Annotated in this window: 27 protein-coding genes and 1 pseudogene; 16 read left to right on the top strand and 12 right to left on the bottom strand. The window is 73.1% G+C overall.

Features of this window, described 5'->3' with window-relative positions:
* Positions 1-12: 12 nt before the first annotated feature.
* Positions 13-879: a menaquinone biosynthesis protein gene (locus AB0M16_RS00985; RefSeq protein ID WP_365337340.1), complete on the bottom strand. Its 867-nt coding sequence runs from the start codon at positions 877-879 to the stop codon at positions 13-15.
* A gap of 259 nt (positions 880-1,138) precedes the next feature.
* On the opposite strand from AB0M16_RS00985, the gene AB0M16_RS00980 reads away from it, so the two are divergent.
* The 3 genes from AB0M16_RS00980 to AB0M16_RS00970 all read left to right on the top strand — a co-directional run bounded on the left by AB0M16_RS00980 (position 1,139) and on the right by AB0M16_RS00970 (position 3,974).
* The gene (locus AB0M16_RS00980; RefSeq protein ID WP_046908818.1) at positions 1,139-1,342 is read left to right on the top strand and encodes a cold-shock protein; all 204 of its coding nucleotides are present in this window, start codon (positions 1,139-1,141) and stop codon (positions 1,340-1,342) included.
* A 148-nt stretch (positions 1,343-1,490) separates the two neighbouring features.
* Positions 1,491-1,895, top strand: a complete 405-nt coding sequence (locus AB0M16_RS00975) for a DUF1992 domain-containing protein (RefSeq protein WP_365337338.1) — start codon at positions 1,491-1,493, stop codon at positions 1,893-1,895.
* Positions 1,896-2,123: 228 nt separating this feature from the next.
* On the top strand, positions 2,124-3,974 hold the full coding sequence (locus AB0M16_RS00970; protein ID WP_365337336.1) for a serine/threonine-protein kinase: 1,851 nt from the start codon (positions 2,124-2,126) through the stop codon (positions 3,972-3,974).
* 30 nt (positions 3,975-4,004) lie between these two features.
* On the opposite strand, the gene AB0M16_RS00965 is transcribed toward AB0M16_RS00970, so the two are convergent.
* Positions 4,005-4,826 (bottom strand): alpha/beta fold hydrolase, encoded by an 822-nt coding sequence (locus AB0M16_RS00965; protein ID WP_365337930.1) that lies wholly within the window; start codon positions 4,824-4,826, stop codon positions 4,005-4,007.
* Between the two features lie 32 nt (positions 4,827-4,858).
* Between AB0M16_RS00965 and AB0M16_RS00960 the strand changes: the two genes are divergently transcribed.
* Positions 4,859-5,374 carry a DUF664 domain-containing protein gene (locus AB0M16_RS00960; RefSeq protein WP_365337334.1) on the top strand — a complete coding sequence of 172 codons (516 nt, stop codon included), beginning with the start codon at positions 4,859-4,861 and terminating at the stop codon, positions 5,372-5,374.
* A 118-nt stretch (positions 5,375-5,492) separates the two neighbouring features.
* Positions 5,493-5,681, top strand: a complete 189-nt coding sequence (locus AB0M16_RS00955) for a hypothetical protein (protein WP_365337332.1) — start codon at positions 5,493-5,495, stop codon at positions 5,679-5,681.
* Between the two features lie 87 nt (positions 5,682-5,768).
* Here AB0M16_RS00955 and AB0M16_RS00950 read toward each other — a convergent pair whose 3' ends face one another.
* The 4 genes and pseudogenes from AB0M16_RS00950 to AB0M16_RS00935 all read right to left on the bottom strand — a co-directional run bounded on the left by AB0M16_RS00950 (position 5,769) and on the right by AB0M16_RS00935 (position 7,846).
* Positions 5,769-6,047, bottom strand: a complete 279-nt coding sequence (locus AB0M16_RS00950) for a hypothetical protein (RefSeq protein WP_365337330.1) — start codon at positions 6,045-6,047, stop codon at positions 5,769-5,771.
* The gene (locus AB0M16_RS00945; RefSeq protein WP_365337328.1) at positions 6,044-6,916 is read right to left on the bottom strand and encodes an isocitrate lyase/PEP mutase family protein; all 873 of its coding nucleotides are present in this window, start codon (positions 6,914-6,916) and stop codon (positions 6,044-6,046) included. Before AB0M16_RS00945 ends, AB0M16_RS00950 begins: the two co-directional genes overlap by 4 nt.
* A 126-nt stretch (positions 6,917-7,042) precedes the next feature.
* A pseudogene (locus tag AB0M16_RS00940) lies at positions 7,043-7,358 on the bottom strand (hypothetical protein); the annotation flags it as partial.
* A 65-nt stretch (positions 7,359-7,423) separates the two neighbouring features.
* Entirely contained in the window at positions 7,424-7,846 is a 423-nt protein-coding gene (locus AB0M16_RS00935; RefSeq protein ID WP_365337326.1) for an ATP-binding protein, read from the bottom strand.
* Positions 7,847-7,937: 91 nt separating this feature from the next.
* Between AB0M16_RS00935 and AB0M16_RS00930 the strand changes: the two genes are divergently transcribed.
* The 3 genes from AB0M16_RS00930 to AB0M16_RS00920 are packed head-to-tail and all read left to right on the top strand — an operon-like array spanning position 7,938 to position 9,606.
* Positions 7,938-8,801, top strand: a complete 864-nt coding sequence (locus AB0M16_RS00930; protein ID WP_365337324.1) for a helix-turn-helix transcriptional regulator — start codon at positions 7,938-7,940, stop codon at positions 8,799-8,801.
* The gene (locus tag AB0M16_RS00925; protein ID WP_365337322.1) at positions 8,798-8,983 is read left to right on the top strand and encodes a DUF397 domain-containing protein; all 186 of its coding nucleotides are present in this window, start codon (positions 8,798-8,800) and stop codon (positions 8,981-8,983) included. Before AB0M16_RS00930 ends, AB0M16_RS00925 begins: the two co-directional genes overlap by 4 nt.
* Positions 8,980-9,606, top strand: a complete 627-nt coding sequence (locus AB0M16_RS00920; protein WP_365337320.1) for an HAD-IA family hydrolase — start codon at positions 8,980-8,982, stop codon at positions 9,604-9,606. Before AB0M16_RS00925 ends, AB0M16_RS00920 begins: the two co-directional genes overlap by 4 nt.
* On the opposite strand, the gene AB0M16_RS00915 is transcribed toward AB0M16_RS00920, so the two are convergent.
* Positions 9,596-9,964 carry a MerR family transcriptional regulator gene (locus tag AB0M16_RS00915; protein WP_365337318.1) on the bottom strand — a complete coding sequence of 123 codons (369 nt, stop codon included), beginning with the start codon at positions 9,962-9,964 and terminating at the stop codon, positions 9,596-9,598. The two genes, AB0M16_RS00920 and AB0M16_RS00915, sit on opposite strands and share 11 nt — an antisense overlap.
* 74 nt (positions 9,965-10,038) lie before the next feature.
* On the opposite strand from AB0M16_RS00915, the gene AB0M16_RS00910 reads away from it, so the two are divergent.
* Positions 10,039-11,178: an alkene reductase gene (locus AB0M16_RS00910; protein WP_365337316.1), complete on the top strand. Its 1,140-nt coding sequence runs from the start codon at positions 10,039-10,041 to the stop codon at positions 11,176-11,178.
* A 201-nt stretch (positions 11,179-11,379) separates the two neighbouring features.
* Here AB0M16_RS00910 and AB0M16_RS00905 read toward each other — a convergent pair whose 3' ends face one another.
* Positions 11,380-12,144 carry a MerR family transcriptional regulator gene (locus AB0M16_RS00905; protein WP_365337314.1) on the bottom strand — a complete coding sequence of 255 codons (765 nt, stop codon included), beginning with the start codon at positions 12,142-12,144 and terminating at the stop codon, positions 11,380-11,382.
* 200 nt (positions 12,145-12,344) lie between these two features.
* On the opposite strand from AB0M16_RS00905, the gene AB0M16_RS00900 reads away from it, so the two are divergent.
* Positions 12,345-13,238, top strand: coding sequence for a GyrI-like domain-containing protein (locus tag AB0M16_RS00900; RefSeq protein ID WP_365337312.1), 894 nt, complete (start codon positions 12,345-12,347; stop codon positions 13,236-13,238).
* Here the strand turns inward: AB0M16_RS00900 and AB0M16_RS00895 are convergent.
* Together AB0M16_RS00895 and AB0M16_RS00890 are read right to left on the bottom strand one after the other, a co-directional pair.
* On the bottom strand, positions 13,216-13,731 hold the full coding sequence (locus tag AB0M16_RS00895) for a Zn-ribbon domain-containing OB-fold protein (RefSeq protein WP_365337310.1): 516 nt from the start codon (positions 13,729-13,731) through the stop codon (positions 13,216-13,218). The two genes, AB0M16_RS00900 and AB0M16_RS00895, sit on opposite strands and share 23 nt — an antisense overlap.
* Positions 13,731-14,180, bottom strand: a complete 450-nt coding sequence (locus AB0M16_RS00890) for a DoxX family protein (RefSeq protein WP_365337308.1) — start codon at positions 14,178-14,180, stop codon at positions 13,731-13,733. The genes AB0M16_RS00895 and AB0M16_RS00890 overlap by 1 nt, the downstream gene beginning before the upstream one ends.
* A gap of 180 nt (positions 14,181-14,360) precedes the next feature.
* Here AB0M16_RS00890 and AB0M16_RS00885 point away from each other — a divergent pair, with 180 nt between their 5' ends.
* Entirely contained in the window at positions 14,361-15,572 is a 1,212-nt protein-coding gene (locus tag AB0M16_RS00885) for an NAD(P)/FAD-dependent oxidoreductase (RefSeq protein WP_365337306.1), read from the top strand.
* 116 nt (positions 15,573-15,688) lie between these two features.
* On the opposite strand, the gene AB0M16_RS00880 is transcribed toward AB0M16_RS00885, so the two are convergent.
* The gene (locus AB0M16_RS00880; RefSeq protein ID WP_365337304.1) at positions 15,689-16,303 is read right to left on the bottom strand and encodes a helix-turn-helix transcriptional regulator; all 615 of its coding nucleotides are present in this window, start codon (positions 16,301-16,303) and stop codon (positions 15,689-15,691) included.
* A 97-nt stretch (positions 16,304-16,400) separates the two neighbouring features.
* Here AB0M16_RS00880 and AB0M16_RS00875 point away from each other — a divergent pair, with 97 nt between their 5' ends.
* From AB0M16_RS00875 to AB0M16_RS00855, 5 genes are all read left to right on the top strand, one after another.
* A complete protein-coding gene (locus tag AB0M16_RS00875) occupies positions 16,401-17,816 on the top strand; it encodes an MFS transporter (RefSeq protein ID WP_365337302.1) in 1,416 nt (471 codons plus the stop codon).
* Positions 17,817-18,237: 421 nt separating this feature from the next.
* On the top strand, positions 18,238-20,463 hold the full coding sequence (locus tag AB0M16_RS00870) for an acetate--CoA ligase family protein (protein ID WP_365337300.1): 2,226 nt from the start codon (positions 18,238-18,240) through the stop codon (positions 20,461-20,463).
* A 9-nt stretch (positions 20,464-20,472) separates the two neighbouring features.
* Positions 20,473-21,270, top strand: coding sequence for an enoyl-CoA hydratase-related protein (locus AB0M16_RS00865; RefSeq protein ID WP_365337298.1), 798 nt, complete (start codon positions 20,473-20,475; stop codon positions 21,268-21,270).
* An 89-nt stretch (positions 21,271-21,359) separates the two neighbouring features.
* A complete protein-coding gene (locus tag AB0M16_RS00860) occupies positions 21,360-22,358 on the top strand; it encodes a YncE family protein (protein ID WP_365337296.1) in 999 nt (332 codons plus the stop codon).
* 79 nt (positions 22,359-22,437) lie between these two features.
* On the top strand, positions 22,438-23,022 hold the full coding sequence (locus tag AB0M16_RS00855) for a flavin reductase family protein (RefSeq protein WP_365337929.1): 585 nt from the start codon (positions 22,438-22,440) through the stop codon (positions 23,020-23,022).
* 108 nt (positions 23,023-23,130) lie between these two features.
* Here the strand turns inward: AB0M16_RS00855 and AB0M16_RS00850 are convergent, their stop codons facing one another.
* Complete coding sequence (locus AB0M16_RS00850; RefSeq protein ID WP_365337295.1) at positions 23,131-24,459, bottom strand: MFS transporter; 1,329 nt, start codon at positions 24,457-24,459, stop codon at positions 23,131-23,133.
* Positions 24,460-24,498: the final 39 nt, after the last annotated feature.

Here is a 24,498-nt window from a genome sequence, read left to right as displayed (position 1 = left end):
CGGCTCCGCCCGTCAGCGGGCCTCCAGCAGCTCCACCCGCACGTCCGCCGGGAAACCGGTGGTCGGGCCGGTCCTGCGGGCGAACTCCCGCACGCCGGCGAGCTGCTCGGGCCCGAAGCGGAAGTCGAGGGTACGGAAGTACCGCTCCAGGAGCTCCGCGTCGAAGGTCTCCCAGCGGGCCGCCTGCTCGGCGACCTTGGCGACCTCCTCCAGGGACAGGTCGCGCGAGGCCAGGAAGGCCCGGTGCACGTCGTGGACGGTCTCCGGCTCGCGGGCCAGGAAGTCCTTGCGGGCCGCCCACACGGCGAAGACGAACGGCAGGCCCGTCCAGTCCTTCCACATCAGCCCCAGGTCGTGGACCTGCAGTCCGAGCCGGGGCGCGTCGTGCAGCGAGGCCCTCAGGGCCGCGTCGCCGATCAGCACCGCCGCCTCCGCCTCCTGCATCATCAGCCCGAGGTCGGGCGGGCACGTGTAGTAGTCGGGCGTGACGCCGTACCGCTCGGCCAGCAGCAGCTGGGCCAGGCGCACGGACGTGCGCGAGGTGGAACCGAGGGCCACCCGCGCCCCGTCCAGCTGCTCCAGCGGGCGCTGCGAGACGATCACGCAGGACATGACGGGCCCGTCGCAGCCCACGGCGATGTCGGGGAGGGCGACGAGGTCGCCGGCATGGCGGAGGTATTCGACGAGGGTGACGGGACCGATGTCGAGATCGCCCCGGACGAGCCGCTCGCTGAGCTTCTCGGGGGTGTCCTTCGTGAGGTCCAGATCGAGGAGCGTGCCGGTCCTGGCGAGGCCCCAGTAGAGGGGGAGGCAGTTCAGGAACTGGATGTGTCCGACGCGGGGCCGGCTGCGCTGGTGGTCGTCGGTTGCATTGTCCACATCGCGAGGCTAGACCCGTCTCGAACGGTGGACATCGCCGGGGGCGCGTCAGCGTGTACGGGTGGATCAAACATGTGGGTGACGTGATCTTTCCCTCTACCGCTTCGACCACGCTGCGTGCTACGCTCGACGCAAGTTGCAGTTTGGTTTCCCTTGCAGTACAGAGCCTGCGGAGCATGTGACCCGCAGGCTTTTGTAGTTTTCAGACTTGGTATGCAGGTTCTGGAGCAGGGCGACCCTTTGGCCCATAGGAGGGCTCATGGCTACCGGAACCGTGAAGTGGTTCAACGCTGAAAAGGGCTTTGGCTTCATTGCCCAGGAAGGCGGCGGCCCGGATGTCTTCGTCCACTACTCCGCGATCAACGCCTCTGGCTTCCGCTCCCTCGAGGAGAACCAGCAGGTGAACTTCGACGTCACGCAGGGCCCGAAGGGTCCGCAGGCGGAGAACGTCACCCCGGTCTAAGTGACCCGGATCGACGAAGATCGCGATCTCTAGAGCTGTACCCAAGGAGCCCCGCCCCGTGCGCGTCGAGCGCACGGAACGGGGCTCCTGCCGTTTTCCCCCGTCCGGACCGCCGCCGTTCGGGTGAGCGGGTCCGTACGCTGGACGCATGACCGAACGGAAACCGCCCGGAGTCAGCTTCGAGTCGTTCGTCGACAAGCAGATCCGTGAGGCGACCGAGCGCGGCGAGTTCTCCCGCCTCGAAGGCTTCGGCAAGCCGCTCGCGGACGAGGCCGCCCCCTACGACGAGCTGTGGTGGATCAAGCGGAAGATGCACCGCGAGGGCGCCTCGGTGCTGCCGCCCGCGCTGGCCCTGCGCAAGGAGGCCGAGGACGCGGCGGAGGCCGCGCGGACGGCCGTCTCGGAGGCGCAGCTGCGCCGCGTCCTCGGCGAGATCAACACCAAGATCGCCGAAGCCCTGGCCCGGCCGCCGGCCGGGCCGCCGCTGAACCTGACGTTGTTCGACGTGGAGGCGGCGGTGGCGGAGTGGCGGCGCGGGCGTCCCCGCCCGTAGGCCCCCGCCCGTGAGCCCGGCCGCGAGCGCCCGTGGGTCCCGCCCGTAAGGGGAATGTGCGGACGGAACCCAAGCGTCGTCCCCCGGCGTCCACTTGACGCGTACTCATCTACGCTGTGCGCGTTCGACCGACCACGGGGCAGGGACGACCAGGGGGACCAGACCGGCATGAGCGGCGGCGGGAACGACGAACGGCGGGGCAAGGGGAGCGGCGGGGGCGGTAGCGGCATGGAACCGCTCGCGTCCGGCGACCCACGGCTGATCGGCCCGTACCGGCTCCTCGGCCGGCTCGGCTCCGGCGGCATGGGCCGGGTGTTCGTGGCCCGCTCCGAGGGCGGGCGCACGGTGGCGGTGAAGGTCGTGCACGCGGAGCACGCGCAGGATCCGCAGTTCCGGGCCCGGTTCCGCCGCGAGATCGAGGCCGTGCGGAAGGTGGGCGAGCACTACACCGCGCCCGTCCTGGACGCCGACCCGGAGGCGGAGCTGCCCTGGGTGGCCACCGGCTTCGTGCCCGGTCCGTCCCTGGAGCAGGTGGTCCGGGAGCACGGTCCGCTGCCGGCCGACTCGGTCCTGGCCCTCGCGCTCGGCCTGCTGCGGGCCCTCCAGGGCATCCACGGGGCCGGCATCCTGCACCGGGACCTCAAGCCGTCCAACGTGATGCTCACGGTCGAGGGCCCCCGGGTGATCGACTTCGGCATCGCGCGGGCCCTGGAGCCCTCCGTCGAGTCGCTGCTCACCAGCACGGGCATGGTGGTCGGCTCTCCCGGCTTCATGGCCCCCGAGCAGGTCCGCGGCGAGTCCCTCGGCCCGGCGGCCGACGTCTTCGCCCTCGGCTGCGTGCTGATGTACGCGGCGACCGGGCGGCTGCCGTTCGGGCACGGGGCCAGCAACCAGCACGCGATCATGTTCCAGATCGTGGAGGCCGAGCCGGAGCTCGACCGGGTGGAGTCGGAGGAGCTGCGCGCCTTCATCGGACGCTGCCTGATCAAGGACCCCGAGGAGCGGCCGGGCATCGCGGCCCTGCTCGCCGACCCCGCCCTGCCGGGCGAGGAGTCGGGCCGGGGGGCGACGGCGGGGGCGTGGCTGCCGCCGGAGCTCGTGGCGCGGCTGGCACGCCAGGCGGCCCGGCTGCTCGACGTGGAGGCGCTGTCGGAGGAGCTGGAGCGGGAGGCGGCGGAGGCGGCGCAGGCGCCGGACACGGGCACGGTGGGGCTGCGTCCGCAGGCGGACGGCGAGGCCGGGGAACCCGCCGGTCGGACCGGGACGCCCACCGCCGGGAGTGCCCGCCGCGAGCCGCGCCGCGCCTCCCGCGTGTGGGCGGTCGTGGCCGCCGTCTTCATGGTGCTCGGCATCAGCGGCACGGTCGTGAAGCTGATCGACGCCGGCGCGAAGGAGCGCGACCTCCAGGGCGCCCCCGGCACCACCGGTCCGCCCGCCTCCACCACCGGCCCCTCGTCCGCTCCCCCGCCCGGCACGCCCACGAAGGCCCCGGGTTCCCCGACGACGGCGCCGCCGCCCGGTGGCGCGGGCGGAGCCGCGGCCGGTGGCGCGGTCGTCGGCGGCGGCTCCGGCGGGGGTCTGCCGGCGAGCGGCGGCAGCACGAACTCGGGCGGCGGCTCGGCCACGAGCACGTCCGGCGGTGCGGTGACGTCCTCGGGCGGCGGCTCCTCGTCCTCCGGCGGTACGGCGCCGAAGCCGCCCGCCACGACCAGGCCCCCGGCGACCAGCGACAACCGCGTCCCGTCGGCCTTCGTCGGCACGTGGAAGTACACCGCCGACTACAACCTCATGCAGCCGCAGACGGTCTACATCTACCGGGTCGCCCCGGGCCAGATCGCCGCCCGCATGATCAACGACCTCAACGGCGCCCACTGCGAGTACGTGGCCAAGCTGGTCTCGATCAGCGACGGAGGCAACCGCATCAACCTGGGCACCACGATCCTGGACCAGGCCCGTTCCGGCTCGTATCCCTACTGCACGAACGGTGACACGTCGGCGTTCAAGCTCGCCGTGCCGAGCGGGATCATCCACGACGTGGGCCCCTCCCACGGCGAGGGCTACCACTACCACCGCATCTGAGTCCCCGCCCAAGCGCCCACCCCCGACCGCCTACTCCCGGCCGGCCAGCCACTCCAGCGCCGCCGTCGCCTCCCGCAGCACCGACAGGTGCCCGTCCTCGGCCCCGAGCCGCAGCTCGGCGGCCGGGCAGCGGGCGGCGAGCCGGCGCGCGTGGGCGACGGGGACGACGCGATCGCGCGCGCCGTGCAGGAGCAGCACGGGCACGGCGACGCCCTCCGGCTCGAAGCCCCAGGGCGCCACGTAGGCCAGGTCGTCGTCGACCAGTCCGCCGGGGCCGTGCGCAAGCGCGGGCCCGACGACCTCGTCGAACCAGGCCCACTCCCCGGCCAGGGCGGCGTGGTCGGCGGGGGTGAACATCTCGGGGTCGTACGCGGCCGAGGCCTCGTACGCCTCCTTCTCCGCCCTCCCCCGAACGGCGGCACGCAGCGCCGCCTCCCCGGACGGAGTCATGCCCGCGAACCATTCCCCGGCGGCCTGCGGCTCGTAGGGCGCGAGGCCGGAGACGCTGACGGCGGCGGTCACCCGGCCGGGCAGCAGCGCCGCGCAGGCCAGGGCGTGGGGGCCGCCGCCGGAGTGCCCGAGGACACCGAGGCGCCGGATCCCGAGCGCGTCGGCGACCGTCCGCACGTCCTCGGCGGCGGAACCCACGGACCGCCCCGGACGCGCGTCGGAGCCCCCGTAGCCGGGCCGGTCGTACGACACCCAGCGCACCCCGAGCCGGCCGGCCGCGGCGAACAGCGGACGGGGCGGGGTGCCGATGTTCGGCGTACCGTGGTGCCAGAAGACGACGGGTCCGTCACCACCGCTGTCGTAGACGTGCAGGGACCGCCCGTCCGCCGCAGCCAGATCCATCTCTTTCACGTCGCCACCCTACGAGGAGGGCCATGAAGAGCGCCGAGCTTCTGACGGACGCGTTCGCCCGGGTCCTGGAGGCCGTGCACCAGGCCGTCGAGGGCCTGTCGGAGAAGGAGCTGGTGGCACGGGTCGACCCCGAGGCCAACTCGATCGCCTGGCTGGTCTGGCACCTGACCCGCATTCAGGACGATCACATCGCCGACGCGTTCGGCACCGAGCAGATCTGGACGTCCGAGGGCTGGTCCGGCCGTTTCGGCCTCCCCTTCCCCGAGGACGCCACCGGCTTCGGCCACTCCCCCGCACAGGTCGCCGCCGTGCACGCCCCGGCCGACCTCCTCCTCGACTACTACGACGCGGTCCACGCCCGCACCCTCGCCCGCGTCACCCCGCTCTCGAACGCCGACCTCGACCGCGTGGTCGACACCCGCTGGACCCCTCACGTCACCCTGGGCGTCCGCCTGGTCAGCGTCATCGCCGAGGACAACCAGCACGCGGGCCAGGCGGCCTACGTGCGGGGCGTGGTGGAACGCGGCGGCGCGGCGTAGGCCCTTCCTACCCCCTGCGCGGCTCACCCCCAGGGGCGCTCGGGCACGGAGTGTGCGCTTCTCCCTCTTCCGCGTCACACTCCGTGACCGGCGGGCGGACCTGATCGTTGGTCCGGGCATGAACCTCACCACCACCTCCCGCGCCCTCGTCGCCGCTCTCGCCCTGACCGGCGGCCTCCTCGGTTTCGCCTCCGCCGCCCAGGCCGCCACCCCCGGCGCGGCCGCCGCGAACGCGGTCACCCTCGAAGACGGACCGGAGCCCCTGGAGCTCGACGAGGAGGGGCTCGTGGACCTGCTGGAGGACTGACCCCAGGGGCCGGCCGGACGGGCACACGCGACCGGCCGGACACCACGAGGGCGGTGTCCGGCCGGTCGGCGTCGTCGGCCGGGGGGATCAGTCGTCGTCCGGGGCGCCCACCCGGCCCACCAGGGCCTGGACGGCCTCGACCGCGCTGCCGTCGTGGTCGCTGCCGGCCGTGCCGCCGCTGCCGTACTGGACGTTGGCCGCGCGGTCCACCTCCAGGACGGAGTCGGCGTGGGAGTTGTCGATGACGGTGACGAGACTGTCGCCCGCCACCGCGGGCGCGGCGCCGGCGGCCGCGAGCAGGACCGCACCCAGCAGCGGGAGGGCCGTGCGGGCCGCCGTCCGCTGCCCCGGGATCAGGGGGGTCACGCGCCGACCTGCTCGCGCGTCTCGTGGTGCCTCGCGATGTTGCGCTCCAGGAGGCGGGTCGAGGCGGCGACACCGACACCGCTCTCCGGGTCGAAGGAGGGCAGACGCCCGTCCGCGGCCTTCAGTTCGACGAGGGCCGCGTCCATCGCGGAGTGCGCGGCGAAGAGGCACGGCGTCGAGTAGATCGCCACGTCCACGCCCAGGTCGGTGAGTTCGGAGAGGGAGAGGCGGGGGGACTTGCCTCCGGCGATCTGGTTGAAGAGGAGGGGCTTGCCGCCGACCACCTCGCGGATCCGGCGGATCCAGTCCACGCTCCGCACGCCGTCCACGAGGACGACGTCCGCCTCCGTGGCCGCCAGGCGCTCGGCCCGCCGCAGGATGTCGTCCTCGTCCGTCGCGTCCGTACGGGCCACGACCACCAGGTCCCGCCGGGTCTGCAGCACCATCTCCAGCTTGGCCACGTACTCGTCGAGCGGCAGCACCTGCTTGCCGTCCGCGTGACCGCAGCGCCGGGGGCGCTTCTGATCCTCCAGGATCACCCCGGACGCGCCGATCCGCTCCAGGCCCTCCACCACATGGCACGCCACCTCGGGGTCGACGTAGCCGTCGTCGATGTCGACGAGCAGGTGGTGCCGCGGGAAGGCCCCGCGCAGCCGCTGCACGAAGGCCACCATGTCCGGCCACGCGATGAAGCCGATGTCCGGCAGGCCGTAGTACGAGGCCGCGAAGCCGAAGCCGGACACGAACATCCCGTCGTAGTGCTCGGCGGCGACGGACGCCGAGTACATGTCGTAGACGCCGATCAAAGGGGTGGTCCCGGGCGCGGCGATCCGCGCCCGCAGGTCGTTGCCGTAGCTGGTCCGACTCATCGCCTGTCTCCTCATCAACACGCTGGCACTTTGCCAAAACAAGATGATTTGTGGAGACAAGCGGGAACATCGCGATAGGAGCGCTTTACTCACTCTCCAGGCGGACGGCTTTCACCCGCAGATACGTCACCTCGCGGACGGGCCCCCGGCCGGCACCGGTCGGACCAGGGTGCTGCCGGTGTTCCGGAGCATCTGCCGGAGCACCTTCAGGGCGATGACGTAGTCGGCGTCGTCGATGCCCTGGTGGATGCGCTCACGGATGGCCGGGGTGTGCCGCTCGAGGTCGGCGCGCGCCTCGTCCCCCAGGTCGTCCTCCGCCCTGAGGCAGGTTGCGCAGCAGCCAGTACCGGGGCTGCGTGAAGCCGAGTTCGGCCTGGCGGGGGCGGGTGAACGCGATCAGGGACTCATGGGCCGGCCCGGTCCAGTACGCCGCCGGCTGCGCGTGGTGGTCACTGGATGCGGAAGGAAACCTAGAACCTCAAGCAAAGTTGAGATCAAGGTCCCCGTTCACCGGGTTTCGACGGTCGCCCAGACCGTCTTGCCGACCGACCGGCCCTTCACGCCCCACGCGGTGGACAGGGCCGCCACGAGGGGGAGGCCGTAACCGTTCTCGGCGGGGTGGCGGGAGGCCTCCGCGGCGGGCCGCGGTTCGCGCTCGCCCCGGGTGTCGGAGACCTCGACCCGGAGCAGCCCCTCCCCCAGCGTCAGCCGCACCTCGAAATCCCGGCCGGGCACGCGCCCGTGCGTCACCGCGTTGTTCGCGAGCTCCGCGACGACGAGCTCGGCGGCGGCGACGTCCGTCAGCCCCCAGTCGCGCATCTGCTGCACGGCCAGCAGCCGCGCCAGGCGTGCGCCCCGGCGCGTCGAGGAGAGCCGCTGCGCGAACACGCCGCCGAACTCACTGGTTGGGGTGGTCGTTTCCGTCTTCATGGTCCCGAGCCTGGGTCGCCGGCCGTACGCTGACCAGGGGCGACACGACGACTCTGAGTAGCGGTACGAGCACGCCAAGAGGGCGGTACGGATGTCGGGGAACGAGGAGGAGCGGCCGGAACGGCCCTCCGAAGTCGACGGTACGGCGCACCTGTTCAGGGCGCTGGGCAAAATCATCAAGGTGCTGCGCAAGAACGCGGGCCTGAGCCAGGCGGAGCTGGCGGAGGCCACGCACTGCAGCGAGGACCTGATCTCGTCCGTCGAGCGCGGCGTACGGACCCCGCAGCCGGACTTCCTGGTCCGGGCCGATCCCGTACTGGGCGCGGGCGGGGTGCTGGCTGCGGCGGTGGACGACGTACGGGAGGCGCTGGCGCGGGCGCGGGTGCGGCATCCGGATTGGTTCCAGGACTTCGCGGACGCCGAGGCCAAGGCGGTGGCACTGCACTATTACGCCGTGACCGCCGTGCCGGGTGTGCTGCAGACACCTTCGTACGCGCGTGCGGTGTACGGCCACCGTCGTTCCATGTGGGACGAGGAGACGATCGAGAAGCGCGTAGCCAGCCGCCTCGCACGGCAAACGATCCTCGAAACCTGGCCTGCGCCGACGATCAGCTTCGTCCTGGAAGAGGCCATCCTGCACCGCCCAACCGGGGGCGTCGACGTCCACCGAGAGCAGCTCCGGCGCCTCCTGGAAGTCGGCAACAGGCGCACTACCCATCTCCAGGTGATGCCGTTCAACCGCACGGAACACCCGTCGCTCGACGGCTCGTTCACGCTCCTCACCCCGAAAGGACGGAGGGAGGTCGCGTACACCGAGATCTACGGGCACGCACGGCTGATCACCGACCCCGAACTCGTACGCCAGTACACCGAGCGCTATGGAATCATCCGGGCACAGGCACTCACGCCCCGCGAGTCCCTGGAGTTGATCGAGAAGATGCTGGGAGAGCTATGAGCACCGCCGGTCTCGTCTGGTTCAAGAGCACCTACAGCAGTGGCGAAGGCGGCGAGTGCATCGAGGTCGCCACCACCCCCACCACCATCCACATCCGCGACTCCAAGAACCCCGACGGCCCCCGGCTCGCCGTCGCCCCCTCTGCGTGGGCCGCGTTCGTGGGCGTAGCCTCGGGCGTGTGACCAGGAAGAACTTCGTACTCTTCGACGTCGACGGCACCCTCATGGACGCCGTCGAGAACCAGCGGCGCGTCTGGCATGCCTGGGCGGACCGGCACGGGCTCGACGGGGACGAGGTGTACGCCGTCGCGCTGCGGACGCGGCCGGTGGAGACGTTCGCGGCCGTGGCGCCGGGGGCGGATCCGCAGGCGTGCCTCGCCCTCCTGCACGCGCTGGAGGACGAGGACGTGCGGACGGGGACGTACAGCGCGTTCGACGGTGCCGCCGAACTGCTGGCGGGCCTGCCCGCCGACCGGTGGGCGCTCGTGACGTCGAACTACGAGCACCGGGTGCGCGGGCGGTTCGAGCGGACCGGGCTGCCCGTGCCGGGGCTGATCGTGGACGCGGCGTCGGTCAGCGAGGGGAAGCCTTCGCCCGTGCCGTACCTGCTGGCCGCCGAGAAGCTGGGCGCAGACCCGGCCGACTGCCTCGTCATCGAGGACGCGCCCTCCGGCGTACGGTCGGGGCGCGCGGCCGGCATGACGGTCTGGACCGTCAACACGCCGTCCCCGGCGGACGGTTCGCACCGGCACTTCGGCACCCTGGCCGAGGCCGCGCCCGAGATCCTGGCGCGCGTCAGCGGCTGACGGCCGCCGACGCCGTGTCGATGAACTCGTCCAGGACCTCGCGGGAGCGGACGAGGTCGTCGATGAGGCGGTCGATGCGCGCGCGCTCGCCGATCAGCTCGGTGACCAGCTGGCCGTCGGTCAGCGCGGTCGGTCCGGCGTCGACGTCCCGCATGCACGGGAGGAGTTGGGCGATCTTCTGGCTGTTGAGACCGGCCGCGTACAGCGACTGGATGCGGATGACGCGGTCGACGGCCCAGTCGCCGTAGTCGCGGTGGCCGCCGGGGGTGCGCTCGGAGCTGAGGATGCCCTGCTTCTCGTAGTAGCGCAGGGAGCGTTCGCTCACGCCACTGCGCTGGGCCAGTTCGCCGATCCGCATCGTGTCCCGTCCCCTCGTCCCGGCGCCCGAAGACGCTTGAATCTGACACAGGTGTCAACTTCTACGGTACCGGCATGACGAACGACACCGTGAACTCCCCGGCAGGATCCCGCCTCTTCGAGCCCACCCGTCTCGGCCCGCTGGCCCTGCCCAACCGGCTGGTGATGGCCCCGCTGACCCGTAACCGCGCCGCGGCCGACGGTGTCCCGACGCCCATCATGGCCACGCACTACGCCCAGCGCGCCTCCGCCGGGCTGATCATCGCCGAGGGCACGACGCCCAACGCCGTCGGCCAGACCTACCCCGACATCCCGGGCATCCACACGCCGGCCCAGGTGGACGGGTGGCGCGCGGTGACCGGTGCCGTGAGGGCGGCGGGCGGGCGGATGTTCCTGCAGCTGCAGCACGGCGGCCGGATCGGACACCCGGACAACAGCGGGTTCACGCCGGTCGCGCCGTCGCCGCTGCCGCTCCCCGACGGCCTCCACACGCGGGCCGGGCACACCGCCTCCGTGGTGCCGCACGAGCTGAGCCCGGAGGAGATCCGGGCGACCGTCGCCGACTACGCCGACGCCGCGCGGCGGGCCGTCGGGGCGGGCTTCGAGGGGGTCGAGGTGCACTCGGCCAACGGCATGCTGCCGCACCAGTTCCTCGCACCGAACACGAACCGGCGGAGCGACGCGTACGGCGGGCCGGTCGAGAACCGGATCCGGTTCGCGGTCGAGGTCGTCCGCGCGGTGGCCGACGCGATCGGTCCGGAGCGGGTCGGACTGCGCGTCTCTCCCGGGATCGCGATCAACGGCGTCGACGAGGCCGGCGAGACGGAGGCGATCTACACGGCGCTGGTCGGCGCCCTGGCCGACGAGGGCCTCGCCTACCTGCACATCATCTTCGCCGACCCGGAGCAGCCGCTGTTCAGGGCCCTCCGGCAGGCCTGGCCGGGCACGCTGATCGCCAACCCGGACCTGGGCTGGGGCGTGCCGCTGCCCCCCGACGGGGGCCGCGCGGCCGGCGAGCGGCTGCTGGCCGCCGGGGCCGATCTGATCTCCCTCGGGCGCGGCTTCCTGGCCAACCCCGACCTGGTCGAGCGCCTGCGGACCGGCGCGCCGCTCAACGCCGTACGGGACCAGTACCTGATGTACACGGGCGGGGAGGAGGGCTACAACGACTACCCCACGCTCGCCGGGACGCGGGGGCTCGCGGCGGCGGTGTGACGACCGGCGCGGCGGGGACGACGTGCACGCGTCGCGCACCCGGAGCCGCGGCCGGTGGGTGCCCCGGTGATGAAGGGGCCGCACTCCGGAGGACCGGCCCGGCCGCGAACGGGGCCAGGCACAGGAGCGGCACGACCGTCCCGAGGACGGCCCGCCGACGGTCTGCAGCCCGTCGGCAGCGCGGCACCGCTCCGGCCGTGGTCAGCTCAGCCGGGCGTCCGCGTAGACAGCCATCGCATCGCGCAGATACGGGGCAAGACCCTCAGTGATCCTGTCGAAGTTCTCGCGAAAGCGCGGGTCCTCGACGTACGTCGCCGCCAGGCCCTTGTACGCCTCGGCGTTCGGGGTCCAGAAGCGGCAGACGCCCCGGTAGTGGACGTCCACCTCGGCCTGGACCGCCGGGTCGGCGGCAGGGGTTCCGGCGGCCATGAACTCCGCGAAGCGGATCATCTGCGCGGTGACCTCGCGCTGCCACTCCTCCGTGGTCGACGGGTCCATCCCCTCGACCGCCTGCCGGGACTCCTCGTAGGCCGCCGGCCAGCGCTCGCGTACCTCGGCCTCCATCTCGGGGTCGGGCGTGAACCCCTCGAAGAGGTTCTCCGGGCGGTTGATCCTCGCCATGTCCTCGTTCTCTCCTTCCTCAAGATCGGCGATGGTGCGGGCCACCGTGCGGGCCAGGGTCCCGATCCGGTCCCGCTCCGCGAGCAGCCGTGCGTGGTGCTCGCGCAGGACGGACACCCGGTCGGCCTGACTGTCCAGGACGGCCTGGATCTCCCGCAGGCCCACGTCCAGCTCCCGCATCAGCAGGATCTGCTGGAGCCGCAGCAACTGGGGCTCCTCGTAGTAGCGGTGCCCGTTGCCCGCGACGTACGCGGGCGGCAGCAGGCCGACGTCGTCGTAGTGCCGAAGGGTCCGGGACGTCACCCCGGACATCCGGGCCACGTCCGCGATCGACCAGGCCGTCATCGAAGGTGTCCTTCCCTCGCCGGGCCGGTCCGTCCGGCCCCACACGCAGACCGTAGGAGTTGACGCCGCGTGAACCGCAAGCGCGGCGCGGGCAGGTCGCCTCCCGGCCCGGTCACCCGACCGTTCCGGGCACGGATCGTCGGGTCCTGGGAGGGTGGTGGTTCCTACGGTGAAGACGTCAGAGGGAAGGACACGCACTCTTGCTGGAGCAGCTCAACCAGGCGCTCGACCACATCGAGCGGTGCCTCCAGGCGGAGGCCGGCCGAGAGGTCGACGTCGCCGAGGTGGCGCGGATCGCGATGACGTCGGAGTACCACTTCCGGCGCCTGTTCTCGGCGCTCGCCGGGATGCCGCTCTCCGTGTACGTACGGCGCCGGCGCATGACGCTGGCCGGTGCCGAGGTGCTGGACGGGGAGCGGACGCTGCTCGACGTCGCCGTGCGGTACGGCTACGGCTCGGGCGAGGCGTTCGCCCGGGCGTTCCGGTCGGTGCACGGCATCGGGCCGGGCGAGGCCCGGCGCACGGGTGCGACGCTCACGGCGCAGCCGCGCATGTCCTTCCGAGTCGTCGTCGAAGGGAGTACGACCATGCGGTACCGGATCGTCGAGAAGGACGCGTTTCGGGTCGTCGGCAGGAAGGCACGGGTGCCGCTCGTGCACGAGGGTGTCAACGCGGCCGCCGCGAAGCACGTGGAGACGCTGGACGAGCAGGCGATCGTCACGATGAAGGGGCTGGCCCACGGCGAGCCCGAGGGGGTCCTGTCGGCGGTGGTGCACCTGACCGACAGCCGGGAGGAGGGCGCCGAGGTGGACTACTGGATCGGTGTGGCGACCGGTCCCGGGGCGACCGCGGAGGAGCTCGACGCCCTGGACGTGCCGGCCGGGACCTGGGCGGTCTTCGACAACCACGGGCCCTATCCGAGCGCCCTCCAGGAGCTGTGGCGGGACGTGTTCACGCAGTGGTTCCCGTCGAACCCGTACGTGAGCCGGCCGGGTCCGGAGCTGCTGCGGACCCAGCCGGTGGAGATCGGCGCGGAGACGGACTCCCAGCTGTGGGTCCCGGTCGAGCGGGTCAGCGGGAGCGCCGGGGCGTGAACACCGGGACCTGGACGTCGCCTTCCGCCCGGAAGGCGACGTCCAGGTCCATGCCGATGCGCAGGCCGGACTCCGGGCAGTCCACGATCTCGGTCATCATCCGCGGGCCTTCGGCGAGGTCGACGACCGCCGCCACGTAGGGGACGCGCCCGCCGAAGGGCGGGAGGTCGTTGCGGTGGACGACGGACCACGTGTAGAGCACGGCGCGGCCGCTCGCCCGCCGCCATTCGACGGCCTCGCTCCAGCAGTGCGGGCAGAACTCGCGCGGGTAGTGGTGCGGCCGGTCGCAGGCGGTGCAGTGGCGCAGCAGGAGGTGTCCTTCGGCCGCGGCGTCCCAGTAGGGGCGGGTGAAGGCGTCGACGTCCGGGAGGCTCGCCGAGGTGCCGGTCGACGTGCCGGTCGGGGTGCCGCCGGAGGTGCCGGTCGGGGTGCCGCCGGAGGTGCCGGTCGACGTGCCGGTCGGGGTGCCGTTGCCCCTGGGGGTGGCCGTCATCAGAAGAGTCCGATCGCGTGGTCGAGGGACCAGGTCTGCCAGGACATCGCGAAGAGGGCGACGAGGGAGATCAGCGCCATCATCGCGTTCTGCCCCTGCTCGGCCCAGTCGTGGATCATCAGGGTCAGGTAGAGCAGGTTGAGCAGCAGGCCGCCGACGAGGGCGACGGGGGTGAGGAGGCCGGTGACCAGTCCGAGGCCGAGGGCGAGTTCGGCGTAGACGACCACGTACGCCATGACCTTGGGGCGGGGGGCGACGACCGTGTCGAAGCCGTTCCTCACGGCGGCCCACCGGTGCTTGGCCGCGACGTCGGCGGCCCAGGCGATGCCGGTGCCGCGCTCGAACCAGCCCTTGCGGTCCTTGTGGCGCCAGCTCTCCAGCCACCACAGGCCGAGGCCGATGCGGAGGACGGCGAGCCATTCGGCGCCGGTGAGCCAGATCGTCTGCATGTGCCCCGACCGCCCTTCGGACATGGAATCTGACAGGTCGTCAGTTAAGCCGTCAGTTCAGCGGATGGGCGGCCCTCTCCGCAAGACCTCTGCCGAACCTCTGCATGCGTGACCGATTCGCAACCGAACTCCCTCTTGACCGAGACCCACGGCGTGTACGCGTCATTACGCTCAGCAGTCATGACCGTCACCCCCCAGCCCCACCCCGTCTACGTCATCGGCGGCGGACCCGGCGGACTCGCCGTCGCCGCCGCCCTGCGCGCGCGGGGCGTACGGGCCGTCGTCCTGGAGAGGTCCGACTCCGTCGGCCACTCCTGGCGCCACCACTACGACCGGCTGCGGCTGCACACCACCCGCCGGCTCTCGGCGCTGCCCGGCCTGAAGATGCCCCGCTCCTTCGGCCGTTGGCCGGCCCGGGCGGACGTGGTGCGCTACCTGGAGACGTACGCCGAGTTCCACGACCTGGAGATCGTGACCGGGGTGGAGGTCACGCGGGTCGAGCGCGCGGAGTCCCCGGACGCGGGCCCCTGGGTGCTGCACGCGACGGGCGGGCGGCGGCTCGTCGGCAGCGCCGTCGTCGTCGCCACCGGCTACAACCACACGCCCCGGGTGCCGAGCTGGCCCGGCCTCGAGGCGTACGCGGGGACGCACGGCGGCGAGCTCGTGCACGCCGGCGCGTACCGCAACCCCCGGCCGTACGAGGGCCGGGACGTCCTCGTCGTCGGCGCCGGCAACACCGGGGCCGAGATCGCGGCGGACCTGGCCGAGGGCGGCGCCGCCCGGGTACGGCTCGCGGTCCGCACCGCTCCGTACATCTGCCGCCGCTCCACCCTCGGCTGGCCCACCCAGCGCAGCGGCATCCTGGTGCGCCGGCTCCCGGTGGGCGTGGTGGACCGGCTGACCGGCCTGCTCGGAAAGTTCATCACCGCCGACCTCTCGGAGCACGGGCTGCCGCGACCGACCGGCGGCCTCTACTCCCGGGTGCTCCAGGGCGCCGTCCCGGTGCAGGACGTGGGCCTGGTCGCCGCCGTACGGGCCGGCAAGGTCGAGCCGGTGGCCGCCGTGGAATCCTTCGACGGCGCCGAGGTCGTCCTCGCCGACGGCTCCCGCCTCACCCCCGACGCGATCATCGCCGCGACCGGATACCAGCGCGCCCTGGAGCCCCTGATCGGACACCTCGGCGTCCTCGACGACCGCGGCCGGCCCGTGACGCGCGGCGCCCGCTGTCCCGCCGAGGCACCCGGGCTCTACTTCACCGGCTTCACCAACCCGATCAGCGGGATGCTCCGCGAGATGGCCCTCGACGCGGAGCGGATCGCCCGGCGGATCGCCCGGCGGACGGACGCCGCGCGCGTGACCCAGGACCCCGGCGGACGGACGCCGCGCGGGTGACCCAGGAGCCCGGCGGACGGACGCCGCGCGGGTGACCCAGGAGCCCGGCGGACCGGAACCGGCAGGCCAGGGTCGAGTCCGTACGGTCCCGCCCGGCTCGCGACGCCCGACACGCCCTACGGACGGCCCGCCTCGGACCCGGGGGCCCCGGGGGCAGGGGCGCGTTCCGGTGCCTCGCGCACGACCGCCTGGTCGCCGTGCGGGCCGAACAGGTGGAGGATCTCGACCGCTTCGGCGCCCGCCGGGCCGAACCAGTGGGGCTCGGCGGTGTCGAACTCCGCGACCTCACCCGGCCGGAGGGTGACCTCGCGGGCGCCGAGGACCAGCCGGAGCTCGCCCGCGAGGACGTAGAGCCACTCGTATCCGGCGTGGGTCACCAGCTTCGGCTCCCGGTGGGCGAGCACCTGCTTGAAGACCTGGACCCGGCCCGGGTACTGCGTCAGCGGCACCAGAACGCTGCCGCGCTCGCGGCTGCGGGGCCGGAGGTGGACCCGCGGGTCCCCGGTGGCCGGGGCCGCCACCAGCTGGTCGAGGGCGACCCGGTGGGCGCGGGCGAGCGGGATGAGCAGGTCGAGGGTCGGACGGCGCACACCCGACTCGACCCGCGAGAGGGTGCTCACCGAGATGCCGGTCTCCTCGGCGAGCGCCTCCAGGGTGAGCCCGCGGTCGTGGCGCAGGGCGCGCAGCCGGGGGCCGATGCCATCGAGGATCTCCGCGGTCTCAGGGTCCATGGGCCCATTTTGCGATGTCCGCAAAGTTCCTGGGCAGGCGGCCGGGGCCGCTTCGAGCATGGGCGCATCCGCGATCCCGCACCGAAAGGGCCCGCCCATGGCCACGCATGTCATGACCGCACCCGCCACCGCAGAGCCGAGCGCCCGGCGGCGCTGGACGGTGCTCGCCGTCTGCGCCTTGAGCATGTTCCTGGTGGGGGTGGACACCACCATCGTCAACGTCGGCCTGCCCGAGATCGGCCGCGGACTCGGCACCGGCACGCGCGGACTCGCCTGGGTCGTGGACGCGTACACCGTGGTGCTGGCCGGTCTGCTGGTCGTGTCCGGCGCGCTCGCCGACCGCTTCGGGCGGCGCCGGGTCTTCCGTGCCGGGCTCGTCGTCTTCGGACTGGCCTCGCTCGCCTGCGCCCTCGCCCCGTCGCTCGGCGCGCTCGTCGCCGCCCGCGCGGTCCAGGGGATCGGGGCCTCGATGCTGAGCCCGGTGGCCCTCGCGATCGTCGTGAGCGCGATGCCCGACCCGCGCGAACGGGCCCGCGCGATCGGGGTCTGGGCCGCGGTGTTCGGGCTGAGCATGGCGGCGGGACCGGTGACCGGCGGGGCGCTGATCGCGGCGTTCGGCTGGCGCTCGGTGTTCTGGTTCAACGTGCCGGTCGTCGTCCTCGCCCTCACCCTGGTCGCCCTGTTCGTGCCGGAGTCCCGCGGGCAGCGCGCCCGGCGGCTCGACCTGCCCGGCCAGCTGCTCCTCACGGCGGCGCTCGGTCTCACGGTGGGCGTGCTCATCGAGGGGCCGCGCCTCGGCTGGGGCTCGCCCGCCGCACTGACCGGCTACGCCCTGGCGGGGCTCGCCGCGGCCGGGTTCGTGGCCGTCGAGCAGCGGCGACCGGAGCCCCTGATGGACCTCGGGCTCTTCCGGCGGCCGGCCTTCACGACGGCGGTGCTCGGCGCCACGGCCGTGTTCGTCGCGCTGAACGTGACGCTGCTGCTCACCACGCTCCACCTCCAGCACACCCGCGGCCTCACCCCGCTGGCCTCGGGCCTCGCGACGCTGCCGATGGCGCTCGGCGCCACCGTGTGCGCGCCGTGGTCGGGCAGCCTCGTCGGGCGGTACGGGCCGCGCCGGCCGCTGCTCCTCGCGGGCGCGTTCACCACGGCGGGCGGTCTGTGCCTGGTGGGCCTCGGCCGGGACACCGGAATGCCGCTGCTCCTGGGCGCCCACCTGCTGATCGGCATCGGCTTCGGCTTCGCCAACGCGCCGCTCACCAACACGGCGGTCGGCGGACTGCCGCCGTCCCGCGCGGGCGTGGCGGGGGCGATCACCTCGACCGCGCGCCAGGTCGGCTCGGCGGTCGGCATCGCCCTCGCGGGCGCCCTGGTCACGGGCGTCGCCCCGGCGGAGCTTCCGGGCGCCTCCCGTGCCGGATGGTGGCTGGTCGCGGCCTGCGGCCTGTTCCTGCTCGTGGCGGCAAGATGGGCGCGACCGACGGCCACTGCGGCCGGCGGGCGGAAGCCCTGAGGGCCGGAAAGCCGTCCGGCCGGAAAGCCGTCCGGCCGGAAAGCCGTCCGGCCGGAAAGCCGTCCGGCCGGAAGGCCGGAACTCGGGGTCCCGAACCGGTCCGGGCGGCCTGCTCTCCGCCCGAGGCGGGGCACGGACGCGGAGGAGGGCAGGGAGGGCACGGCCCGCGCAGGAGCACCGGCGCGGCACCTCGCCACGGACCCGCCCGCGGGCGACCAGACCGCGAGCCGGACGCGCCGCCCGCCGCGCCCCCGACGCGCTTCCCGGCGCAGCGGACACGGTGCGCACACAACATCGCCACGCGTCCGCGCCGAAGACGGCTCGTCACGGCCATTCCTGACTGTTCGTCAGTTCTGTAATCTGACTAGGCGTCAGAGAAAGGAATCGGACGGGACTCGGAACGGACGGGCGGAGCGACACGATGCTTGGATCCACTCACGGCACCTTCACCACAGACCTCCGCGCCCGCGTCGACGCCTGCGGCGAGCAGCCCGCCCGGGCCGTCGTGCACGGCGTCGCCGCCCTGGAGGGCGATACGGACGTCAGCGGGCGCCCCCTGCACGCGCCGGTGCCCGAGCTCGACCGGTTCTTCCGGCCCGAGGTGGTCGCCGTCGTCGGCGCCTCCGACGCCGAGGGGCGGCCCAACACCGGGATCACCCGCCAGCTGCTCGACTGGGCGGGGCGGGTCGGGGCGCGCGTCGTACCGGTGCACCCGACCCGTACCGCCGTCTTCGGCATCGACTGCGTGGCCTCGGTGGCCGACCTCGACGAGTCCGTCGACCTCGCCGTCCTCCTCGTCGCCGACCCGCTGCCCGTGATCGAGCAACTGGGCGCCTCCAAGGTCAAGTTCGCCGTCGCCTTCGCCTCCGGCTTCGCCGAGACCGGGGAGACGGGCGCCCAGGCCCAGGAGCGGCTCGCCGCCGCCGTCGGGCGGTCCGGCCTCCGGCTGCTCGGTCCCAACACCAACCTCAACGCCTTCGAGCGCTTCCGCGAGGACCTGGAGGGGCCCGCCGTCGCACTCATCACCCAGTCCGGCCACCAGGGACGGCCCGTCTTCACCATGCAGGAGCTGGGCGTCCGCCTCTCGCACTGGGCGCCCACCGGCAACGAGGCCGACCTGGAGACCGCCGACTTCATCTCGTACTTCGCGCACCGGCCCGAGGTCGGGGCCATCGCCTGCTACGTGGAAGGGCTGAAGGACGGGCGGTCCTTCCTGCTCGCGGCCGACCAGGCCGCCCGCCGCCAGGTGCCGGTGATCGCCGTCAAGGTCGGCCGCACCGAGGCCGGCGCGCGCATGGCCGCCTCACACACCGGCAAGCTCACCGGGGCCGACCAGGTCGTCGACGCCGCCATGCGCCAGTTCGGGGTGATCCGGGTCGACGGCCTCGACCAGCTCCAGGACACCGCGGCGCTGCTCGCGCGGGCCCGCAGGCCGGTCGCCGAGGGGGTCGTCGTGTACTCCATCTCCGGCGGCACCGGCGCCCACTTCTCCGACCTCGCCACCGCCGCCGGCCTCTCCCTGCCCACGCTCTCGCAGGCACGGCAGGACGAGCTGCACCAGTGGATCCCGGAGTACCTGAGCGTGGCCAATCCGGTCGACAACGGCGGGCACCCGGTGGGCGACTGGCGCGGCCGGAAGATCATCGACGCGATCCTCGCCGACCCGGAGGTGGGGGTGCTGATCTGTCCGATCACCGGCCCCTTCCCGCCCATGAGCGACAAGCTCGCGCAGGACCTCGTCGACGCGGCCGAGCAGACGGACAAACTGATCTGCGTGGTCTGGGGCTCCCCCGTCGGGACCGAGGACGCCTACCGGACCACCCTGCTCGGCTCCTCGCGGGTCGCCACCTTCCGCACGTTCGGCAACTGCATCGGCGCGGTCAAGGCGTACCTCGACCACCACCGCTTCACCACCGGCTACCGCTCGCCCTTCGACGAGGCCCCGCGCACCCCGTCCCCCTCCTTCCGCAAGGCGCAGGCCCTGATGCGGCCCGGCCACCGGCTCAGCGAGCACGCGGCGAAACAGCTGCTGCGCGCGTACGGGATACGGGTGCCGCGCGAGCAGCTCGTGACCAGCGCCGCCGCGGCCGTACGGGCGGCGGGCCTGGTCGGCTACCCGGTCGTCATGAAGGCCTCGGGTCCGCAGCTCGCCCACAAGACGGAGCTGGGCCTGGTGAAGGTCGGACTGACCTCGGCGAGCCAGATCCGGGACGCCTACCGCGAGTTGACCGACATCGCCCGTTACGAGGGCATCGACCTGGACGGCGTCCTGGTCTGCCAGATGGTGGGGCGCGGGGTCGAGATGGTGGTGGGCGTGACCCACGACCCGCTCTTCGGGCCGACGGTCACGGTCGGCCTCGGGGGCGTCCTCGTGGAGGTCCTGAACGACGCGGCCGTGCGCGTGCCGCCCTTCGGGGAGCGCGCGGCCCGGGACATGCTCGGCGAACTGCGCGGCCGGGCCCTGCTCGACGGGGTACGGGGAGCGCCGCCCGCCGACGTGGACGCGCTCGTGGAGGTGGTCCTGCGGGTGCAGCGCATGGCGCTCGAACTCGACGGGCAACTCTCCGAGCTGGACATCAATCCGCTGATGGTGCTGCCGCGCGGGCAGGGGGCGGTGGCCCTGGACGCGCTCGCGGTGTGCCGATAGGAGACGTCGATGACCGAGGTACTGCACACCGTCGAGAACGGCGTCTCGTGGATCACGCTCAACCGGCCGGAGGCGATGAACGCGGTCACCTGGGACCAGCGGGAGCGGATCATCACGCTCCTCGCCGAGGCCTCCGCCGACCCGGCGGTCCGGGCCGTGGTCGTGACGGCCACCGGGCGGGGCTTCTGCGCGGGCGCCGACCTGCGGGGCGGGCCGCCGGCGCCGGCCGAGGGCCGGGAGGGGGTCACCGGCGACGTCGCCCGGATGATCCGACAGGGCGCGCAGCGGTTCATCGGGGCCGTACTGGACTGCGAGAAGCCGGTGATCGCGGCGGTGAACGGGACGGCCGCCGGGATCGGGGCGCATCTGGCGTTCGCGTGCGACCTGGTGCTCGCGGCGGAGTCGGCGAAGTTCGTGGAGGTCTTCGTACGGCGCGGGATCGTGCCGGACGGCGGCGGGGCGTACCTGCTGCCGCGCCTGGTGGGGCCGCAGCGGGCCAAGGAGCTGATGTTCTTCGGCGACGCGCTGCCGGCCGCCGAGGCGCGGGCGATGGGCCTGGTCAACCGGGTCGTACCCGCGGAGGAGCTGGAGAAGACGGCCCGCGAGTGGGCCGAACGCCTGGCCCAGGGCCCCACCCGGGCCCTGACCCTCACCAAGCAGCTGGTGAACGCCTCCCTGGAGTCCGACCGCACGACCGCCTTCGCGGCGGAGGCGGCGGCACAGGAGATCTGCATGACCTCGCGGGACGCGCAGGAGGGGGTGGCGGCTTTCGTGGAACGGCGTACGCCGACGTACGACGGGCGGTGAGGCGGGCCCCACGAGGGCCGGCGCGGCGAGCGAACTCCGGTTGCGGGCAGGGCCGGACGCGCGATCCTGGAAGAGGGGCAGGAGGCGCGATGAGCATCCTCTCTTCCCGTCGGTACCCCGTCGCCCGCTTCGCGCTGGCGGTCCTGCTCGCCTTGGCCGGGGCTCTGGTGGCGCCGTCGGCGGAAGCCGCGCCTCGTCCCTACTTCCGTGTCGGCAGCTTCCCGTACGGCATCGCGATCACTCCAAACGGCAGCGACGTCTACGTGGCCTGCGCCGGGGACGGCCGACTGTTCGTGGTCGACGCGGCCACCAGGAAGGTGACCGGACGCGTCTGGGCCGGGTCCCAACCGACGGATGTCGCGATCACCCCTGACGGCCGCCGCGCCTACGTCACCAACCTGGGAACGTGGAGCAGCTCCGGATCGGTCTACGTGTTCGACACGGCGACCAACAAGCAGACCGGCCACATCAGCGCGGGCGAAGGCCCGCTGGGCCTGGCCATCACTCCCGACGGCCGGCGTGTCTACGTCGCCAACGCCTTCTCCGACACCGTGTCGGTGATCGACACGACGACCGACAAGGTCGTCGCCGACATCAAGGTCGGCAGCACCCCTACCGAAGTGGTGATGTCCCCCGACGGCCGGCGTGTCTACGTGGCCAACGCCGGTTACGGAACCCCCACCTCCCTGTCCGTGATCGACACGGCCACCGACAAGGTCGTCGGCTGGCCCGGCCGCATCGGCAACTTCACGTACGGGCTCGCGGTGACACCCGACGGACACCACCTCTACGTCACGGACCAGGTGGGAACCGTGTCCGTGGTCGACACGAGGACCGGCAAGGTGACCGGCGGGCCCATCCCGGTCGGCTGGCACGCCAAGGACGTCGTGGTGTCCGCGGACGGGCGACGGGCCTACGTCACCAACGAGTCCTCGGAAAGCGTGACGGTGATCGACACGAGCACGGGCAAGGTGCTCGACACCCTCCATCTCGGCGCCCACCCCACCCGCATCACCTTGGCGCCGGACGGCCGTCACGCCTACATCACGCTCGCCCAGAACGGCGCCGTCTGGGTGCTCGACCTCTGAGCGCGGGACGACCGCCCCACGACCCTTCTCATCTGACGAACCGTCAGCTTCAATGGGCGGTGTGATGGGACACGCTGGGATGGCGGCCACCGCCGTCCGATACCTCAGGTCGGCCGGAGCGCCCACGGCCGTGGAACCCCTGCCCCGCCCCGCGCTCCGGGCGGTACGGGACGACGAGCGGATGTCCGTCGATCCGGCCGAGTTCCGGCGGGTGCTCGGGCACTTCGCGAGCGGCGTCACGATCGTGACCGCGCTCGACGCCGCAGGGCCGGCCGGCTTCGCCTGCCAGTCCTTCGCCTCGCTGTCGCTCGACCCGCCGCTGATCGCCTTCATGGTCGCCCGCACGTCCACGACCTGGCCGCGGATCGCCCGCGCCGGACGCTTCTGCGTCAACATCCTGGGCGCGCGACAGGGCGCGCTGTGCCGGGCGTTCGCGGTGAGCGGCGCGGACAAGTTCGCGGGGGTGGACTGGACCCCGGCCCCGGCGACCGGCTCGCCACGACTGCCGGACGCCCCGGCCTGGGTGGACTGCGAGATCGCCACGGTCCACACGGGCGGAGACCACCTGATCGTGGTGGGGCGGGTGGAGGCGCTGGGCGCCACCGACGAGGACGGGGAGCCGCTGCTGTTCCACCGGGGGCGGTTCGGGCGGTTCGAGGGATAGCGAGGCCCCCGGCTCGAACCCCTGGCGCCAGCCCTCGGCATGCGTCCGCACGTCGGGTTCGAGCCCGTGGACCGGCAGCGGGCTGACCGCGACCGGCCCCGCAGCCCCTCAGGCAGCGGCCGGGACCGCCGCGGCGTCGCCCGTCCGGGCGCCCGGACGCCGGATCACCAGGGCCATCAGGGCCGCCGCCGCGCACAGGGCGCCGGAGGCGTACCAGACCACGTCGTACGAGCCGAAGACGTCACGCGCGAGGCCGCCCGCGAAGGCGATGAGGGCGGCGCCGACCTGGTGGGAGGCGAGGACCCAGCCGAAGACGATGGCGCTGTCCTCGCCGTAGTGCTCGCGGCAGAGCGCGATGGTGGGCGGGACCGTGGCGACCCAGTCGAGGCCGTAGAAGACGATGAAGAAGATCATCGGTGGGTGCACGGCAGGGGCGAGGAGCATCGGCAGGAAGAGCAGCGAGATGCCGCGCAGGGCGTAGTACACGGCCAGCAGGCGGCGCGGCGAGAAGCGGTCGGTGAACCAGCCGGAGGCGATCGTGCCGACGACGTCGAAGACGCCGATGACCGCGAGGAGTCCGGCCGCCGCCTGGACGGGCATGCCGTGGTCGTGGGCCGCGGGCACGAAGTGGGTCTTCACCAGACCGTTCGTCGAGGCACCGCAGATGGCGAAGGTGCCGGCGAGCAGCCAGAACGGGCCGGTGCGGGCCGCCTTGAGGAGGACGGTGACCGCGCGGCGTGCGGCGCCGGTGACGGGCGCGGGCTTCTGCGCGTACTCCCCGCCGTACGGGGCGAGACCGACGTCCGCCGGGTGGTCGCGGAGCAGCAGCCATACGAACGGGACGACGGCGAGCGCGGCGAGTGCGACGGTCACGGCGGCCGGGCGCCAGCCGTGGTGCTCGACCAGCCAGGACAGCAGCGGCAGGAAGATCAGCTGTCCCGAGGCCCCCGCCGCGGTGAGGATGCCGGTGACCAGTCCGCGCCGCGCCACGAACCAGCGGTTGGTGACGGTCGCGGCGAAGGCGAGGGCCATGGAGCCGCTGCCGAGGCCGACGAGGACGCCCCAGTAGAGGACCAGTTGCCAGGTGGCCGTCATCCCCACGGTCAGCAACGAGCCGAGCGCGATCACGCTCAGGGCCACGGCGACGACCCGGCGGATGCCGAACCGGTCCATGAGCGCGGCCGCGAACGGCGCCGTCAGGCCGTACAGCGCCAGGTTCACCGACACCGCGAAGCCGATCGCGCCGCGCGACCAGTGGAACTCTCCGTGCAGCGGCTCGATGAGCAGCCCGGGCAGGGACGCGAAGGCCGCCGCGCCGATGATCGTGACGAAGGTGACGGCGGCGACGAACCACGCGCGGTGCACGCGGGGTGTCCGGTGGGGCGGGCGGACGGCGGCGGAGCCGGAGGCTGCGGGGCTCTCGGTTGTCTGGGTCACGTCACCCAGCTTGTCGAGCGGACGGCGCCCCCACCATTG

Source organism: Streptomyces sp. NPDC051921 (genome assembly GCF_040680975.1).
GTDB lineage: Bacteria > Actinomycetota > Actinomycetes > Streptomycetales > Streptomycetaceae > Streptomyces.
The sequence above is the reverse complement of the archived record's forward strand: the minus strand, read 5'-3'. Positions and strand labels throughout refer to the sequence as shown.

Excerpts from the sequence above, each read along its gene's own strand:
- AB0M16_RS00965 (WP_365337930.1), bottom strand. The coding sequence starts at position 4,826 with ATGGATCTGGCTGCGGCGGACGGGCGGTCCCTGCACGTCTACGACAGC.
- AB0M16_RS00855 (WP_365337929.1), top strand. The coding sequence starts at position 22,438 with ATGGCGGCCACCGCCGTCCGATACCTCAGGTCGGCCGGAGCGCCCACG.
- AB0M16_RS00980 (WP_046908818.1), top strand. The coding sequence starts at position 1,139 with ATGGCTACCGGAACCGTGAAGTGGTTCAACGCTGAAAAGGGCTTTGGC.
- AB0M16_RS00895 (WP_365337310.1), bottom strand. The coding sequence starts at position 13,731 with ATGACGGCCACCCCCAGGGGCAACGGCACCCCGACCGGCACGTCGACC.
- AB0M16_RS00930 (WP_365337324.1), top strand. The coding sequence starts at position 7,938 with ATGTCGGGGAACGAGGAGGAGCGGCCGGAACGGCCCTCCGAAGTCGAC.
- AB0M16_RS00975 (WP_365337338.1), top strand. The coding sequence starts at position 1,491 with ATGACCGAACGGAAACCGCCCGGAGTCAGCTTCGAGTCGTTCGTCGAC.
- AB0M16_RS00970 (WP_365337336.1), top strand. The coding sequence starts at position 2,124 with ATGGAACCGCTCGCGTCCGGCGACCCACGGCTGATCGGCCCGTACCGG.
- AB0M16_RS00865 (WP_365337298.1), top strand. The coding sequence starts at position 20,473 with ATGACCGAGGTACTGCACACCGTCGAGAACGGCGTCTCGTGGATCACG.
- AB0M16_RS00955 (WP_365337332.1), top strand. The coding sequence starts at position 5,493 with ATGAACCTCACCACCACCTCCCGCGCCCTCGTCGCCGCTCTCGCCCTG.
- AB0M16_RS00890 (WP_365337308.1), bottom strand. The coding sequence starts at position 14,180 with ATGCAGACGATCTGGCTCACCGGCGCCGAATGGCTCGCCGTCCTCCGC.
- AB0M16_RS00925 (WP_365337322.1), top strand. The coding sequence starts at position 8,798 with ATGAGCACCGCCGGTCTCGTCTGGTTCAAGAGCACCTACAGCAGTGGC.
- AB0M16_RS00885 (WP_365337306.1), top strand. The coding sequence starts at position 14,361 with ATGACCGTCACCCCCCAGCCCCACCCCGTCTACGTCATCGGCGGCGGA.
- AB0M16_RS00905 (WP_365337314.1), bottom strand. The coding sequence starts at position 12,144 with ATGACGGCCTGGTCGATCGCGGACGTGGCCCGGATGTCCGGGGTGACG.
- AB0M16_RS00875 (WP_365337302.1), top strand. The coding sequence starts at position 16,401 with ATGGCCACGCATGTCATGACCGCACCCGCCACCGCAGAGCCGAGCGCC.
- AB0M16_RS00935 (WP_365337326.1), bottom strand. The coding sequence starts at position 7,846 with ATGAAGACGGAAACGACCACCCCAACCAGTGAGTTCGGCGGCGTGTTC.
- AB0M16_RS00960 (WP_365337334.1), top strand. The coding sequence starts at position 4,859 with ATGAAGAGCGCCGAGCTTCTGACGGACGCGTTCGCCCGGGTCCTGGAG.
- AB0M16_RS00945 (WP_365337328.1), bottom strand. The coding sequence starts at position 6,916 with ATGAGTCGGACCAGCTACGGCAACGACCTGCGGGCGCGGATCGCCGCG.
- AB0M16_RS00910 (WP_365337316.1), top strand. The coding sequence starts at position 10,039 with ATGACGAACGACACCGTGAACTCCCCGGCAGGATCCCGCCTCTTCGAG.
- AB0M16_RS00915 (WP_365337318.1), bottom strand. The coding sequence starts at position 9,964 with ATGCGGATCGGCGAACTGGCCCAGCGCAGTGGCGTGAGCGAACGCTCC.
- AB0M16_RS00870 (WP_365337300.1), top strand. The coding sequence starts at position 18,238 with ATGCTTGGATCCACTCACGGCACCTTCACCACAGACCTCCGCGCCCGC.
- AB0M16_RS00880 (WP_365337304.1), bottom strand. The coding sequence starts at position 16,303 with ATGGACCCTGAGACCGCGGAGATCCTCGATGGCATCGGCCCCCGGCTG.
- AB0M16_RS00860 (WP_365337296.1), top strand. The coding sequence starts at position 21,360 with ATGAGCATCCTCTCTTCCCGTCGGTACCCCGTCGCCCGCTTCGCGCTG.